Origin of the sequence: Pseudoalteromonas sp. C2R02 (assembly GCF_018860845.1) — a bacterium.
In the GTDB taxonomy this organism is placed as follows: Bacteria; Pseudomonadota; Gammaproteobacteria; order Enterobacterales; family Alteromonadaceae; genus Pseudoalteromonas.
Genome location: NZ_JAHKQC010000036.1, coordinates 69,078 through 85,650 on the forward strand (window position 1 = coordinate 69,078; position 16,573 = coordinate 85,650).

General features: G+C 31.9%; 19 protein-coding genes. 3 read left to right on the forward strand and 16 right to left on the reverse strand.

What is annotated here, in order from left to right:
* Positions 1–16: 16 nt before the first annotated feature.
* The 8 genes from KO527_RS15965 to KO527_RS16000 form a co-directional block, all read right to left on the reverse strand.
* Positions 17–460 (reverse strand): hypothetical protein, encoded by a 444-nt coding sequence (locus KO527_RS15965; protein ID WP_216041282.1) that lies wholly within the window; start codon positions 458–460, stop codon positions 17–19.
* Positions 461–773: 313 nt separating this feature from the next.
* Entirely contained in the window at positions 774–1,211 is a 438-nt protein-coding gene (locus KO527_RS15970) for a DUF2799 domain-containing protein (protein ID WP_216041283.1), read from the reverse strand.
* A 29-nt stretch (positions 1,212–1,240) separates the two neighbouring features.
* Positions 1,241–2,629, reverse strand: coding sequence for a tetratricopeptide repeat protein (locus tag KO527_RS15975; protein ID WP_216041284.1), 1,389 nt, complete (start codon positions 2,627–2,629; stop codon positions 1,241–1,243).
* 7 nt (positions 2,630–2,636) lie between these two features.
* Positions 2,637–3,332: an energy transducer TonB gene (locus KO527_RS15980; protein ID WP_216041285.1), complete on the reverse strand. Its 696-nt coding sequence runs from the start codon at positions 3,330–3,332 to the stop codon at positions 2,637–2,639.
* A complete protein-coding gene (locus tag KO527_RS15985) occupies positions 3,325–3,732 on the reverse strand; it encodes a biopolymer transporter ExbD (protein ID WP_216041286.1) in 408 nt (135 codons plus the stop codon). Before KO527_RS15985 ends, KO527_RS15980 begins: the two co-directional genes overlap by 8 nt.
* Complete coding sequence (locus tag KO527_RS15990) at positions 3,729–4,127, reverse strand: MotA/TolQ/ExbB proton channel family protein (protein ID WP_216041287.1); 399 nt, start codon at positions 4,125–4,127, stop codon at positions 3,729–3,731. Before KO527_RS15990 ends, KO527_RS15985 begins: the two co-directional genes overlap by 4 nt.
* A gap of 16 nt (positions 4,128–4,143) precedes the next feature.
* A complete protein-coding gene (locus KO527_RS15995; RefSeq protein ID WP_216041288.1) occupies positions 4,144–5,481 on the reverse strand; it encodes a MotA/TolQ/ExbB proton channel family protein in 1,338 nt (445 codons plus the stop codon).
* Positions 5,481–6,275: a DUF3450 family protein gene (locus KO527_RS16000; RefSeq protein WP_216041289.1), complete on the reverse strand. Its 795-nt coding sequence runs from the start codon at positions 6,273–6,275 to the stop codon at positions 5,481–5,483. Before KO527_RS16000 ends, KO527_RS15995 begins: the two co-directional genes overlap by 1 nt.
* Positions 6,276–6,508: 233 nt before the next feature.
* On the opposite strand from KO527_RS16000, the gene KO527_RS16005 reads away from it, so the two are divergent.
* Positions 6,509–7,615 (forward strand): type 1 glutamine amidotransferase domain-containing protein, encoded by a 1,107-nt coding sequence (locus tag KO527_RS16005; protein ID WP_252733805.1) that lies wholly within the window; start codon positions 6,509–6,511, stop codon positions 7,613–7,615.
* Positions 7,616–7,677: 62 nt separating this feature from the next.
* Here the strand turns inward: KO527_RS16005 and KO527_RS16010 are convergent, their stop codons facing one another.
* Together KO527_RS16010 and KO527_RS16015 are read right to left on the reverse strand one after the other, a co-directional pair.
* Positions 7,678–8,481, reverse strand: a complete 804-nt coding sequence (locus tag KO527_RS16010; RefSeq protein ID WP_216041290.1) for an AraC family transcriptional regulator — start codon at positions 8,479–8,481, stop codon at positions 7,678–7,680.
* A gap of 14 nt (positions 8,482–8,495) precedes the next feature.
* On the reverse strand, positions 8,496–9,095 hold the full coding sequence (locus tag KO527_RS16015) for a LysE family translocator (protein ID WP_252733806.1): 600 nt from the start codon (positions 9,093–9,095) through the stop codon (positions 8,496–8,498).
* A gap of 551 nt (positions 9,096–9,646) precedes the next feature.
* On the opposite strand from KO527_RS16015, the gene KO527_RS16025 reads away from it, so the two are divergent.
* Positions 9,647–9,817 (forward strand): hypothetical protein, encoded by a 171-nt coding sequence (locus tag KO527_RS16025; protein ID WP_216041291.1) that lies wholly within the window; start codon positions 9,647–9,649, stop codon positions 9,815–9,817.
* A 5-nt stretch (positions 9,818–9,822) separates the two neighbouring features.
* Here the strand turns inward: KO527_RS16025 and KO527_RS16030 are convergent, their stop codons facing one another.
* From KO527_RS16030 to KO527_RS16055, 6 genes are all read right to left on the reverse strand, one after another.
* Positions 9,823–10,752: an ATP-binding protein gene (locus KO527_RS16030; RefSeq protein ID WP_216041292.1), complete on the reverse strand. Its 930-nt coding sequence runs from the start codon at positions 10,750–10,752 to the stop codon at positions 9,823–9,825.
* Positions 10,745–11,290: a heme NO-binding domain-containing protein gene (locus KO527_RS16035; RefSeq protein ID WP_216041293.1), complete on the reverse strand. Its 546-nt coding sequence runs from the start codon at positions 11,288–11,290 to the stop codon at positions 10,745–10,747. The genes KO527_RS16030 and KO527_RS16035 overlap by 8 nt, the downstream gene beginning before the upstream one ends.
* Before the next feature lie 110 nt (positions 11,291–11,400).
* Entirely contained in the window at positions 11,401–11,838 is a 438-nt protein-coding gene (locus KO527_RS16040) for an MBOAT family O-acyltransferase (protein WP_216041294.1), read from the reverse strand.
* A 13-nt stretch (positions 11,839–11,851) separates the two neighbouring features.
* Positions 11,852–12,310: a hypothetical protein gene (locus KO527_RS16045; RefSeq protein WP_216041295.1), complete on the reverse strand. Its 459-nt coding sequence runs from the start codon at positions 12,308–12,310 to the stop codon at positions 11,852–11,854.
* Between the two features lie 39 nt (positions 12,311–12,349).
* Entirely contained in the window at positions 12,350–12,622 is a 273-nt protein-coding gene (locus tag KO527_RS16050; protein ID WP_216041296.1) for a hypothetical protein, read from the reverse strand.
* A gap of 714 nt (positions 12,623–13,336) precedes the next feature.
* Positions 13,337–15,355: a winged helix-turn-helix domain-containing protein gene (locus tag KO527_RS16055; RefSeq protein WP_216041297.1), complete on the reverse strand. Its 2,019-nt coding sequence runs from the start codon at positions 15,353–15,355 to the stop codon at positions 13,337–13,339.
* 133 nt (positions 15,356–15,488) lie between these two features.
* On the opposite strand from KO527_RS16055, the gene KO527_RS16060 reads away from it, so the two are divergent.
* Complete coding sequence (locus KO527_RS16060) at positions 15,489–16,550, forward strand: alpha/beta hydrolase-fold protein (RefSeq protein WP_216041298.1); 1,062 nt, start codon at positions 15,489–15,491, stop codon at positions 16,548–16,550.
* Positions 16,551–16,573: the final 23 nt, after the last annotated feature.

Consider the following 16,573-nt stretch of genomic DNA (forward strand, 5'->3'; position numbering starts at 1 on the left):
TGGTTTTTTATACAAATTAAGATAACTTTTTACAAAGTGGATAATATATTAATCCACTGATTAAAACTGAAAATGAGAGACCTAATATTGAGTATGCTATATTTGGAACCACCACCTTAGAGCTGTCTATATCAGAGTTTGCCAGTAGTCCTATTATTACTATAAATATATAAATGATTGCAGCAACGATAGAAAAATTAATTTGGCATTTATAAACTTTACTTAACTCGAGAGCACTATTTTCTTTTTCTATAAAAAGGTATTTTAAACCAACAACAGAGCTCAAGGTTTTAGAAAGTCCAAATGTGACAAGTGAAAGACCATAAATATAAATAGATATGAATAAAATTGCAGGCCAATGAATTATTAGCCGTATATCACCAGCTTCAAATTCAAAAATAATCCACACAGAAGCAACAGTGATTAACCAAGAAATTCGAGTACTTAGTTTATTTCTCATGACATCTCCTTTTCAAATATCTAGTTAATAAGTAAGGATTGTTATATTTTAAGAAGTAATAAATATTAACTGGGTATTTACTAAGATTGTATCGATACTTAATTATCTACCCATACTTATTATTAGTCTTATTAAAATAATATTAGAATATTTATTGAAACATGCATGATCTGAATTTTGTGTTGATTTAACGTTTTGTGATGTTGTTATAATAGTAGTTTAAACTATTAAAGCTAACCTAATTATCTATACAATTAAGTTAGTTTAAATATAAAATTAAAAACTATTTTTAGGGCTATATATTACTTCAAATTTAATTAGTATTAATAGGTTGGTATCTCTTATTTGCCTCTTGCTGATCTTGCATTTTCTTAAGGTTTGCTTTTTGTTCTTTGAGCACTAATGCAGCCATTTTATAGCCCTTTTCAAATTGTTCTCTTAATTCAAACGGACATGTATTTTTGTTCGGTAATGCTTTTGATGCAAGCTTATAGCCATTATCATATGTACAATATTCTTTAATACCAGATGTAAAACCGTCTAAATAATGAGACTTTGCATCTACGGCTAGTTTTTCACCACACTGCTCTTCATATTTATTGAAAAAACGCACAGACTTGCCAGATAATGCAGTTTCATACCCAACATCAGCCCAATTATTATTAGCACATTGCGCTAAATTCACTGAATCAGATGTGCTATTACAAGCTGACAGCCCCAATGCAACAATGGGTATAATTAATTTGTACATAAAATATTCCTTTTCTATTTATTTTTAAATCACGCTTGGTTTTTGTTTTTTAATCTAATGATATTTTGAATTACTTTAATTTGTTCACTCAATGCAGCCAACTCAGGATAGCGACTATATGCTTTTTGTAACTGAATAAGTGCTCCAGTATGGTTTTGCATATTTAAATACAATTGTGCTTTGCCCAATAAAGCTTGTTTTTCAAACTCAGGCATTGATTCAGCACGTATATAAAGTAACTCAGCTTTTATATGTGCTTTTTTGTCACTTGAAAATAAAGCATATTTTAATAGCGCATCACCATTAGTTGGATCAGCATTTAACGCTTTTTTATAATAATCTTCAGCTATATTTAACTTGTGTCTTTTACCATTAATATTTGCAGTTTGAACAAATAGCACACTTTGTTCTTTAGCGCTTAAACCACTAATTTTTGGTTCTATTTTTTTCAATAAATCACTTGCTTCTTGCCACATTTCAACTTGATCTAACCAAGTCAAATATTCGTTCAAAGTATTGGTATTAAGTAATTTTTGATCAACATGTTTAGATATGAGTTCAAATGCGCGTTCGTAACTTTGTAACTGTAAATGAAGCTGAGCAGCTGTTTTCAAATTACCATCATCTTTATCGCCTAAAAGAATTGCCATTTCTAGACTTATCAAAGCTTCTTTATTATTATTTTGATTCAATGATAAAACAGCTTTATTGAGCCAAAGATCAATTTCGTTAGGATTTTTAACTAACATTTCAGCTAATAAAGCGTGTGCCGTTGGGTACATTTTTGCTTGTGATAAAGCACTAAATAAACCTTGTTGCCATTGAATTTCATTTGGTTGCAGTGCCATCGCTTGTTGATATTCACTAATAGCGCTAAAAGGACTATTTAAAGTTAAGTTTAAATAGGCTAATTGCCCATGTACTATTGCTTCATTAGAGCCTAATGAAAGTGCTTTTGAAAAATGCTTTTGTGCTCTTTTAGGTTTGTCTTGTAATAAATACAACTGCCCCAAATCTCTGTGTACTCTTACCAATTGCGGCTTTCTCGCGAGCACCTTTAAATAAAGGACTTCTGCTTTATCGTATTTTTGCATAGAGAAATAAATTTGCGCTTTTAGCGTTAACATTGCTGGACTGAGCTCTAAATCATAAAAGCTCTCAAGTACTTTTAGCACTTCGAATTGGTTATCATTTTCTAATAAAGATCTCAGTTTTTCTGCATTTTCATACTCATCAGGCGCTATACTTGCTTCTCTTTCTCTGTATGGTCCACTAAATTGCGGTAATACAAAAGTTGGTTTGCCAACTTTAATGTTAAAAGCCAGATTTTGAGAAGTATTTGAAGCAAATACATAACTTGAATATATCAAGGTAAAAACTGAGGTTAATAGAACTCTATTTTGATTAATTTTAAACATCTACTTATTACCTTCCATAGTTAAAGTTAATGCCATATAAATATACGGCTTGCACTGGCTGACCATTTTTTTTGGGAACAGTAAATCGTGCATGTTTCACCCACTTTCTAATTGTGTCTATCATCTCAGGGTAAATAGGATCGATAATTTTTCTAATATAGGGCTTACCTTGTTGATCAATAATAATCTCAACTTCAGTTGGTATTCGTTTAATACCCTTACGTATTATTGATTTTGGCGGTGGAAAAAACTTTGAAGAAATTACTTGTGGAATTTGATCTAAACTTTTTACTTCTAAAATAGGAAAATCAACTGAAATAGCTTGTCCTAAATTAAGCGAACTCATATCAAACTTTGGTAATTTCAACTTAGATTTTTTAGGTTTTTCTAATTTAGGTGTATCTGAATACTTTATTTTAGGACCCTGCCCCATACCTATTAAATCAATAGAGGCTGCACTTGATTCTGATTTAGTTTGCTCAACTTCCATTGGAGGTGGCGGAGGGGGTGGCAAAGGTAAAGCAATATCTATGGTACGGATAGTGATTATTTCTTCAGGTTTTAAATCATTTGTTTTAAACACTAACATCGCCATCACTAAGCACCCTGCTAATAATAAGCTAAACACCCAAGGCATCATCTTAAGTAATATATTAACGGCATTCGTCTGTTTTTTATCATTCTCAGTCATTAGATCACTCATTTACCGTTGCTATGCTGACGCTTAACACACCGGCAAGTTTAGCTTGATCTATTACTTGTACTAACAAATCTGTCGGTACCATTTTATCTGCTTGGATCACTAGCGGTTTAGCTTGGGTTTTAATCGCTTGCGTTAAAGTGGCTCGTACACCTTTAATGCCCACATTTGTGCCTGCATACATTATTTCTCTGTTTGCCGTGATGGCAATCATAACGACTGATTTTTGCAATTGTTTAGTTGAAACTGCAGTCGGTTTATCAACTTCAACGCCAGTTTCTTTTACAAATACCGTAGTAACAATAAAGAAAATTAAAAGTATAAAAACGACATCTAGCAAAGGAGCTAAATCTAGCTCTTGGCTTTTTGTTTCTTCAATTCTATTTTGTATAAATGATTTCATAAGTTAACGACCATCCAACGATTTTTTTTAGAATTTAAAAAAGACAACATTAATAAGCCTGGGATCACCAAAATTAAACCCAGCTGTGTGGTAAACATAGCATCTGCAATGCCACCACTGACAACCTCTTGTAAGTTAAAGCCATTATCAACTGACATACGAAAGAATGTTGTTAATAAACCTGTGATTGTGCCAAGTAACCCGAGTAATGGTAATGAGGCTAGGATTGTTTTTATACATGATGTCCAATAAAGTGTTTTATCAAACCAGTTTTGAGACTTTTTATTAAAAAAACATAAATCAATCAAAATGCCATAGCTAAACACTGCCACTAGCAAAATTGCCCAAATAATTATGTTATTAAATAGAAAAATGTTCTCATTTAAAATTGACATAAACTCCACCACTATATTAACTAAAGTTAATTTTACTTAACTTAATCGCATTCGCTTCAAGTTTTGCACTGTAACTTTTTGTTTTGCAACTTAATAATGCACTCATAATTAATGAAGGTATGGCAACGATTAACCCTAATTCGGTTGTGATCAATGCTTCTGATATACCACCCGAAACAGTCGACGCATCACTGGTTCCAAAGGTTTTCATCATCATAAATGTACTGATCATTCCTGAGACTGTACCTAGTAAACCAAGTAATGGGGCTATTGCAGCACTTGTTGCTATGGCTCCTAAAAACCTTTCAATTTTATGCTTATATTCAATAAGGTAAGCAACTAACAAATCATCTCTTTCTTGCGATATTTGAGTTTTCATAGCAATATCAATGAGATTTTTTTGCGCTCCTTTAGTACTTGTAGAAACTAAATTAACTTGAGATTGTGTGGCTATTTCATCACCATGAAGTAGCTCTTTAAGTTTATCTGCAATATGAATATCAATTTTAGGTAATCTCATCAGTTGAAAAGCTTTAATAATTGAAACTATTAAAGAGAAAATACCAAAAAAGATAATTGGCACTGCCCACACACCACCTTTTTGCAGATGATCTATAATACCGCCTCCTTGATTCATTATTTTATAGGCGTTGCCTAACGTAGGATCAAAGGTCAACAATCCAGTTTGGTTATCTTTTAAATTATCTAATTGTTTAATTTCATTATTACCAAATACACCATTTAGCAGCTTTACTTGATTTGAGTTTTCGAATGTAACGGGTCCACCAATATTGCTTGCTTGTGAAAAAGCAACATCAATAGGGCCTATGTTTAAGAAATTCATATTTTCAATACGTCCTTGCTCATTTACTATCTCTTTTAGCTGCCAACTTGGCGTTAATTTTTGAGTTATGTCATTAATAATGATATCCATAGCATGAATATTAACAACAGGTTCACCATCAACTTTTGATAAACGATTAGTATCTATAGTTGCGCTTTCTAAGTAACTTGAAAGTAATTGTTTTTGATAATTACTTTGAGCAGACCACAAATCGACTCTGGTTTTTAATGCTTCAAAACTGATTAACTGCTCATCGGCCAGACGCTGCAGACCCGCAGCATTTGTACGTAAAGATTCAATATCGTTTAACTGCTTTGATAATTGACTATTTAAGGACGTAGATTGTCTGTTTATACGGTTTTGAATCGTATTTAAACTTTGTTTAGAGTTTTCTATTCTTTGTAATAATTTAGAAACTGCATCATCGTTAGCAAAACATTGATGACTAAACAGCGTTACCATAAAAAGTGTGATATAAATTTTATGTATTGAAATGAATATATTTGGCATTAGCTAATATCCTTTTTAGCTTTTAACTTTATAGGCAAGCTCATATATGTTGCTTTTGTAGGGTTATTAATCATATCTGTAAGATTCAACAAATCCGAAGGTGTTAAGGCGTAACCTAATTCTTTGTCTGCAGCTTTATTATGAAACCAAGACCAACCTAAATTTTTTGTACTACCAAAACCATAAGTTTTCCCATCATCACTGATATACCATGCTTGTGAGATCCCTAAAAATATCTGAGTAACTAATAAACTCTGTATTTCACCTTTAGTATTTGGCACTTTCATTGAAGTACGATTTATGGCAATTCGTTCATCAAATTCATTCACAAGCTTAAATAATGTCAGAAGGCGTTCTAGTTTTTCACTTGATGATGCTGAATTTTGTTTCAGTATCAATAACTTTTCTTTCCATTGGATTTGTAATGGCGGAGGTAGTTGAGGCAATAAACGATAAGCAAGTTCACTCACTGCTATCACTTTATTTTTTACTATGATATTTTCTTGCTCTAACTGGGTTTGTCGCTTTATTAAAGCAAGCCTTTTGTCATCTACATCGCTTTTACTGAGTTTTGCTTGATGTAAAATTTTTGATAAAGCTATTTTCTCGGTCTCTAACAGTTTCGATTTTTGTTTTAGCTGTTGCTGTTGGGCTTGCCAATTTCGTTCTAATTGACCCTTTTGACTTTCAATACTGATCCACTGATCCATGAGTTCATTTAAGGCAGGGATTGGTGCTGCAACAGAAACGGTTGACAGCGCTGTCATTAATGTGTAAAAAAATAGTTTTTTCATTCTACTTCCTGTAATGATTATTATTTTTTTTAAGTTGGTGGTATCAATTAAAGTTTTTATCAAACGAACTAATATACTGACGTACCGAATTTACCCTTAATTGATAAACTGAGTCAAGCAGTTAATAAGAATTAATTACCAATAATTAATACCGTTTTCACATTATTTTCACAATGAAACGTTTACTTTAAGCTTGTAGACACCACAAGTCCTAAATAAATGAGGAATTTAATATGAATTTAAAATATGTTTTATCATGCGTTATCCCCTTAATAATGTGCTTTTATAGCTTTTTTGTAGATGCCGCTCCTAAAGTACTTATTGTACTCAGCAGTTATGGTGTAGATAAAGGGGAAACAAAACCTGGTTTTGAATTTGATGAGTTTTCTCAAACTTATTCTATTTTCAAAAATAACGGTCTAGAAATAGATATTGCATCGCCAAGAGGTGGCAGTATAGAAGCCGATAAATATGATGCTGACAAACCATATAATCAAGATTTTCTCAATGATAAATACGCTGTTGAAAAGCTGAGTAACTCATTAAAACTATCCCAAGTTAATAGTTCAGATTATGCTGCCATTTTTGTAGTTGGTGGAAAAGGTGCGATGTTTGATTTACCTTTTGATCGTAATTTACAGAGTTTAATTGCTGAAGTTTATGAAAATAAAGGCTCTATTGGTGCTGTTTGTCATGGCCCAGCAGCTTTGGTAGATGTTAAATTATCAAATGGTGACTATTTAGTAGCAAATAAAATAGTTAATAGCTTTACTAATGAAGAGGAAGCTATGTTTGGTAAAAAATGGTCTAAAGAGTTTGACTTTTTATTAGAAAATAAACTTAATGAACGCGGTGCCAAATTTCAAAACAGCCCTATGATGTTAGCCCATTTAGCCAGTGATGAACGTTTATTTACCGGACAAAATCCCGCATCAACAGTGAAAGTAGCAGAAGCCTTAGTCGTATCTCTGGGCATTACATTAGCTAAACGTGTGCCATGGGATGATGAAAGAACGTATGATCTGATTGCGCAATTAATTGACTCAAATAACAGTGCAGCTGATGAATACAAAAAATCATCAAAGGGATACCAACCTCAGTTACTTGCTATGTATGGTTTTTATAGTTTAAAGGTAGCTAAAAATGTTAGTGATAAGCTAATATCTTTATCTTTAATGGAGCTTGGGGCACTATATTTTGATCACCCAAAATTGAGCTTAACGATGGCTAAAGGATTTAAAGACCTAGGCCAAACACAAAAAGCGAAAAGTACATTACAAAATTTAATTAAAATTCATCCAGAACAAGAAGAAGCCAAAACAATGCTGAAGTTACTTTAATCGTTTTATAATTAATGTCAGCAAACATGATAAGGGAACGATTCGATTTAGAATGTTCCCTTTTATATAAAAAAACCTTGATATTGCTTAGGGGTAACAGCCAATCTTTTTTTGAAATTGCGTTGTAAATGACTTTGATCAGCAAAGCCTAATAAATGGGATATTTCAATAATTGAATGGCCAGATTTTAATAAGTTTTTAGCTTTTTTTATACGCTCATCTAATTGATAAGCATGGGGGGATAAACCATAAGTTTGCTTAAAGCTTCGTATCAAATGGAATCGACTCAAGCCTGATTCTTGGACTAAATCATCCAGTGAATGATTAATATTAATTTCATCCGACAAAAGTGTTTTTACTTTTCGTATATTAACAGGATCAATCTTCTCTTGTTTTTTTATTAAAAAATGCTGTTGTAAATACGATATCAGCATGCTTTCTAATATTAGGGGATTTTTTTCTGACATTAAGCTGGAGAATAATGCACTAAATTGCTGGTATGCTATTTTGGAAGAACTTAAGACATCTGAAAAAGGTAAATAATCATAAGAATCTGTATTTGTCATTTCAGATTGTAATGGCCCAATCCAGTGTGTATCGATAAAGAGCATCCGATAAGACCAATCTTTTAAGTCGGGATTACATGAATGAACATCACCAGGATTGATAAATACTGTATCACCCTGCCCTACTGTATTTATGTTGTTTAAATTTTTATATTGCGCAGAGCCGCTATCAATAACACCAAATGAAAATTCATCATGAGAATGACTATGATAACAAGCCGTAGACAAATTAGCTTGACGCATTTCAATAAAAGGAAGTGTTTCATTTCTTTTAAAAAACATAGTTTTGTCTTGTTTCATAGCTCTCTCTATATTTAACTCAATAAAATTGAAACAACAGTACCGCTTAAAAGCAGACCCATAAACACATTAAAACCAATTTGACGTTTTTTTGTTGATAATAAACCGCTAATACTATGCCCCATTGCAGCCCAAGTTGATATGCCAATTATGCAAACTAAAAGTGAGATCATGCAAAAAATTGACAAATACAGGAATGATTGTATTTGTGAACTTACAAAAAGGCTGATCCCAGACATAGATACCAACCAAGCTTTTGGATTTAAAAACTGTGCAAGTGCTCCTTCAATAAATAAAGGCGATTGTTTATTTGTTTGTATTTCATTAACTTGATTTGGTTCTGCTGTTGCTATTTTATAAGCCATATAAAGTAAAAATGCAGCACCAACATATTGTAGTATATGCATAAACTGTGGGTATAAACTTATCCATTTATTTAACCCAAGACCAACAAATAAAACGATTAATCTATAAGCGATGCTAGCTCCCATTATATGTGGTAAAGTTTTTTTAAAGCCAAAACTTGCGCCTGAACCCGTTGCGATAATATTGACTGGACCAGGAGAGATAGCACCTATTAGCGCAAATATAAACATTGACGTTATAACTGTCATGATTGAGTTCCTATTCATTTTTATACTGTGAATATACCCAACGTGGATTTAAAAATATTGAACAATATTGCTGTTTATAACAATTATATTTTCAAACGCGTTTTTAAGTAATTAATACTTAAACTTATGAAAATTCATGCGTATCATATTAAAGTCGGGAACATGACACACAGGTGTCATGTTGGTGTCGCCTTAATGACAGCACCATTTTAGCCAATTTTGTTTATTATCAATGTTCGAATTAAAATATAAACAAGGTGATCTTTATGAGTAACTGTATGAAACTAAATTATAAAAAATAAAAACCTCAGAGAAAAACATTGTTGGAGCCAGGAGGAGCTAGCATCGATATCAGGACTCAGTATAAGAACAATTCAAAGGGTTGAAAAAACAGGAAGTAGCTCATTAGAAACAATGAAAGCCTTAGCATCTGTATTTAAAGTAGATCCGTTATCACTCAGTAATCAAACGCCTATTCAGAACATCACTTTTAGCTTTATTAGTAAGTTTGGCTGGACATTATTTTATTAGGTGCGTGGGTTATTGATATAGTGATACCTACACTCAAAGGTGGCGACTTTAATAATCAGTATGAGATCCATGATAACTTTAGATATCTAGATTTTGCTACTATGAGTTTTATTATTGGTTTTGTATGGCTAGGTGTAAATGTTGGACTTCAACATCATAAAAGAAAAGTTATTATTCAAACTAAGCAATAGATGAATTAAACGGGTAGGTGAATAAAAAAACTTGTTCCTTTACCCTCTTTACTTGTAACTTGAATATTCCCACCGTGTTTAGTGATTATTCCAAAAGAAATAGACAGACCAAGACCAGTGCCAACACCGACTGGCTTAGTGGTAAAAAATGGGTCAAAAATTTTCATAAGCGTAACTTTAGACATCCCTTTGCCATTATCAGTTATTTCTATGACTATAAATTGCTCTTCGTTAATGCACTCTAATGTTGTTTTTACTAATAAGGCACCCTCAGTTCCACATGCGTGACTCGCATTAACAAACATATTTATCAATACTTGGTGAATTTTACTTTCATGGCAATTTAATAAAGGCAAATCAGAAAAATCTTTCTTAATTGCCATACTATATTTAATTTGATTCCATACGACTTTTAAAGATTCATCTATTAAAGAATTCACATTACACTTTTTCTTTGTTAACTCTCCACCATGACTTACTTTTTTTAAATTAGAAACAATATCATCAATACGATGAAGTCCCTTTAATGTACCTTCCATAAGTGGCGCAATGTCTTCGATAATATAGTCAATATCTTCACTATCTCTTAAGGTATGATATGAATGTTTTTTATCAGAAGAAGGTTGATTTTTCATATGCGTATCTAACTTGATGAATGCTTGTATGTATTCCTGTAAAATAGATAAATTACATAAAGCATACCCTACTGGATTATTTATTTCATGTGCCACACCTGCAGCAAGTTGTCCTATAGATGCCATTTTTTCAGATTGTATTAAATGCTCCTGCATTTGCTCTAACGAATTTAATGTTTCTTCAAGCTCTTGGCATTTATCATATAAAGTACGCGTTTTTTCATCTAAAAGTTTTTCAGCTAATACCCTAGCTTTCCTTTCTCGCTCATATGCAGTTTTATATGGATTTAAATCAGGCATCAAATTTAACTATCAACTTACATTTTTCTGCACCGTGATGCATACATTCAGGATGAGAAATTGTCACAGGTTCATTAAATTTATTTGAAGCACCCTTTATTAAACCAACACTCACAGCGCATAATTTTCTTTTTGAGCTGTAATACATAATCAAATCTCCATCATTTCCCTCTTCATATTCAAACTGAGGTAAATACGCATTAGGGTATAGACGCTGGACCTCAACATGTATCACATTATCGATTGCGAGTAGAAAATCTCTTAAATTATCAATGGAAGAGACATCAACACCACTATTTTTATATAGAATATCGAATACATAAGTTCCAAATGATTCTATTAAGTCATCCACCGCAATACCTGTCTGCTCTGAAAGCAAAACAACCATGTTAATGAGTTCACTGTCCTCGTATTGGGCACCAGATGTATAAACGCCGCCTGAGGAAGGATTTGTTTTTTCAAGTAACTCATTCCACTTTTCCATTCCCATTTGGTCGATAATCATATCTGAAAAAGCTGTAAATATTGATCCTTGCATAAATTTCCAACCTTTAACTTTTAACCTTTAACTTTTAACTTTTAACTTACATCATAAAATTAAATATAGCCTAATAATTTATATGGATAAAATTTAATTGAATAACTTTTTTAATAGAGGTGTGTTGATAGTATAAATGTACCGGTCAAAAATGAAATATTAATTATTGCACATCCATAAAAGTTCAGCTGTATATATTTAAAGCTAAAATATTCTGTAATTACTATTGATATTCCTATCAACAAAAACCAAGGAGTTATTACGAGCTCCATTTCTCTTTTTATCAAAGAAACTATTAAATCATGCAAAAAACCACTAAATGTAAAAGTGAAAACAAGTGCAATACTGGTTGGAAACAAACTTTTAAGCGGTGAAAATATAAAACGACCTAAATAATATCCCCATATCGGATTCCAATATCGCCAAAATTCACTAAATGATCCTGCACCAAGAGAGCGTTGTAACATATTAAACAAGGAACCTGAACTACCTAAAGGAACACCATTTCTACGTTTAACATATTGAGATAAACTGAGTTTACGTTTCATTTCCTACCGATTTTTACTTAGATAACAATTGCCATTTTTTATATATTCCCGTAATAAAAAACAAACTAAATATCAAACAAATCAATGATGTTGTTATCATAAAAGTAGGTCTTGCTTGAAGCTCATTAAGGTATGGATGATTAATAGTTATGAACATAAAAACAATACCAAATACAGCTCTTAACATTAGAATTGAAGAAATTAAAACTAAACAAATCTTTAATAATGGTAAGCGCTTTATCACGCCAGCACCTGAAAAGGCGTACGCTGACCAAGTAAATAAAATTAATGCGATAATTGAAGTCACAATAGCAGGATAAGCTAATCCATCTTCAGCCATTTGGGCCATGCCCTCTCCCGCCCCCATAAAACGATAAAAATCAGGACCGCCAATTATGGTAGCAAGGTGCATCAGAGCACTTATGACACAAAGTATTCCAGCAATTATTAAAGAAGTATTCTTTGAATGCATTTTAGATTCCAACAAGTTTCTATAAAAAAGAAAGTTAATTTACATAGTGGCTAAAAAACCAGTGCCAATACCAGTGAAAATAATTGTCAGGAAGCCTAATTTACTTAATATTTTTTTAAATTTATCGGTTTCAATTTGATAAGCAGACACTCTTTGACGCCCTACAAATAAAACAATACAAGCAAGCGATACTATCGAAGGTACTAATACTAATCCCCCATTCAACGCAGACAATAATGCAGATAAAAAGATGATTGAAGCTATTATAAACCATACACCAGCTAAGATTTTATTCTCTTCTTCTATAATCATAATACTTCCCCTAAAGATTTCACATTAATAACATCTGCATACGACTGATCATATTACATTTTTATAAGGTAAAACTCTAGGGTAAGAATATTCCGCTATAAACCTAATGATAAACGCTCTCTTATTAGCCTTTTCTACTCAATTTAAAGAAGATTACATATGAAAAACGGATTCAGAATATTACTGTTAGTGATTGTTATGTTTGCTTTATATAGCGGCCTGACGACTCAATTATGGTCATATCCCATCGGGATTGTTACGCTGTGTTGTTTATGTTTTCTGGGTACTTTAAAAAAGACTAGGAATACAAATACTGCCAAAACAGATAAAACAGTAACACTACCCCAATAATTATCAAATCAAGTGTCACATCTAATTCATCATCAAGTAATAATTTCTCAGGTTTTGCTGGCGGTTCTAGTGATGCAGACGGCGGGTGCTAACTTAAATTAGAAATCGTTAAGAAACATTAATTCTTATAAATACCAATAGGTAAACGCTTTCTAAAACATAACATTAGCAAATTAAGTAACTCAAATAATATCTATATTTTAGTTACTTGTTTTGATCACAAAGCCTTATAGTTACCAATATAATTGCTGCTTGTCTAAAAGCTCTTACGCTTTTGTATTTAATTTGTATTCTCTATAAGAGATCACTAACCCTATTTATGCAGCCATCCAAAAATAAGCATATGTAAAATTTTGTTTTATCTTAATTTATTAAATCTAAAATTGCGATTTCTCTTTTTACACTTAAAGGAGAATGAAATAATAATGCTTCTTCATTTTTTGAAATATCAGAAATCATTAACCTAGGATCTAGATCATGGTAAACCTTCCTACTTTGAAGTGACTTTAAGTCAACCATCCAAATTTGATTGTTATTTTTGAAATTAACTTGAACTACAGCATTTTTATCTGTTATTAGAATATTCTCAATATCCCCCGTATCACTATACCAAAACTTTGAAACCTGATTATTGTTATCAATTTTTGATATCTGATTATTGTTATTAAAGTATATATTATCATCTGAATCTAAGACCGAACAGCTTGCTGGTATATCCACTAAAACGTCTATCTTTGTGGATGAAAGATTTAACTTCGCAGGTTTTGATTGCCCATTTTTTATTAAGTTAACGAGTAAAGCATGATCTTTATTAAACCAATCTCTAATATATATTTTACTCTCTAACTTTTCTTTTGTTAATTCTAACGCTGTATTAGCATCAAATATATACAATTGAGTCGTAGTGGCTAAAGCAACTTTACTGCCATCAGGTGACCATGTAAAACCGAAGAATTCTTCCTGCTCAGGATTAATAAATAATACCTTTTCACTTTCCTCATCACTAATAACTAATTGCGCGAACCCTCGCCTGCTTGTCTGATATATAAATCGACTTTCAGAAGGAGAATATAACGGCTGTAAATCTAAAGATTCAGTATCTATCAGTTTTGTTAATTCTTGCTGCTCTTTAGGTTTAAACTCCAAAATATCAATATCATAGTTACCTAACTCCATGACCACTTTATTTAAACGCTTTGTACTTGAGGCATTAGAAATAATTTTATAATTTGAGAATGGAATTTGCTTTTTCAGCCCTTCTACAGAAATATTAAACAATTTGTCTCTACTAGAGATCAATAACGATTCGCTACTTGCTTGCCAAGATAGGCTATGAATGCCATTTTCTATATGTACTAACTTTTTTAGGTTTGATGAAATAAAATCATACAAATCAATTCTATACACATTTGCTTTTTCACGGATAGATATTGCTAATTTTTGTGTCTCTCGAGACAAAGCAATATCAATAACCTCTAATTCAGGTTCTGTATATTGGTAGAGTACTTCGCTGTTATTTTTAGCTAAATTTCTTTTTATAATTGAGAAAATGTTATCGTTTGATTTAACCGCGACTATAAATTCATTATCTGACAACCATTCGACTTTACTTATAATATCGCCAGATGTGCTAAACAATACGTGTGATTTCTGTGTCACTTTCTTAGATATAGGATTAAAAGCATATAATGAAATATGGTTATTTCCTCCACTTTTATAAACAACAGTTAATCCATTATCCTGATGGGCCCAAGAAATTGATTTCAGCTTCGAAAATTTTACATCCACTAAAACCTCATCTTCATTAGTGAGATCTTTTATTAAGATATGCTGCTGATCAGAATTTCTTTCTCGTACAAATGAAATGAATTTTCCATTAGATGAATAACTTGGTAAATATTCATTATTACTATTTGAAGTAAGAGGTGTGAGAGAATGATTTTGAGTTTTATGAGACTCATTAATTGTCTGATTAAGATACAAACTAATGAAGCATAAAGTACTTACTAATAAAGTGAATATCGCAGCTATGTTTTTATATCTATTATTTTCTTCTTTCGATTTATTAGCAACTGCTTCAATTGGAATACCGATACTATAACCCCGTTTGGGGTGCGTTATTATAATTGAAGAATTATTAGCGGTTTCTCCAAGTGCTTTCCGTAATAAAGAAATACAACGCAAAATGGATGAATTATTAAATGTTGTTCTAGGCCAAAGAAGCTCATGGATCTGTTGCTGACTTACAACATTACCGGAGTTCTCACAAAGGACTATTAACAAGTCCATTACTTTTGGTTCTAAGCTAATAGTTTGTTCATTTCTAATTATTTTACAGCGACTCACATCAACAATTGAATCGCCTAAAGTAAATACTTCCATTTTAAAGTCTTATTATTTTTATATATAAAACAAACACTAAGGAAAACATAATAAAAACATAAGCCCCTTGTTATTGTTTTATTGGGTCAAATCAATAATGTAAGTTGTTCTAAAAATATTACTTGGAATATCAATGAAACATTGCTTACTTGCTCTCATACTTATAATTTCTTTGGCATCTGATTGCTCTGAACAACTACCTTATGCAGAAAAGCATACATTTTATTCTAAGGAGTTTGATCAACAAAGAGATTATTACGTGCATTTACCTGATAACTACAACACATCACAAAGAAAGTACCCTATCTTATATTTACTACATGGACAATGGGATATGTTACCTGCTGTTGCAAGCATAGCACTTCTTAGCGATGAAATACCTGAAATAATAATCGTAGGAGTTCAGAGCAAAGGGCAAGAGCTGCACGCTATAAAGGGAGATATTAAAAGACAAACAAAACTATCAAAATTCCTAAACATTGAGCTTATCCCTCATATTAAAGCTCGCTATCGAACAGCGCCATATGAAATATTGTTAGGTCATTCAAATGCAGGTCGCTTTGTGATGAATGAATGGATCAGAGGGGGTCTAGCATTTTCATCGTATTACGCATTTAGCCCCTCTCTCGACGATAATCAAACATATGATCATTTATCTAAATTAACGACTAACGAGTTTAAACAAAAATCACATCTGACAATGACCTTAGCCAATGAAGGTGAGCACATGCTCAAGCCATTTAAAGAAATAAAAACAATACTTACAAACTATAAAAACAAAAAATCATTAAGTATTCATTTTCCTGATGAGACTCACAGTTCAACTCGCCACAAATCACTTATGTTCGCTTTAAGAAATACATTCACTGGATGGCAGCCTTCATATGAAACTAAAATAAGTAACTTTACCAATCTAAAGCAGCACTATGATGATTTTGGTAAACGTTTTGGATTTGATGCCCAAATTGAATTGGAGTTACTACAAAAATTAAGTGTTTATTTTGCAATGTCTACTAAGCCAGAAGATGCGCTAAATATTAAACATGTGATTAATTATGGTTTAAATTTAAATCGAAATAACGCTACTTCTTTTTGGGAAATGGCCAATTATTTAAAAGAAATTGATAATTTAGCATCAGCAAATAAAATTAAAAAAAACATTTGTGACTTACAACCTGACTTTAACCTTTGTTAGCCTTAAATAAACCTATGATTTAG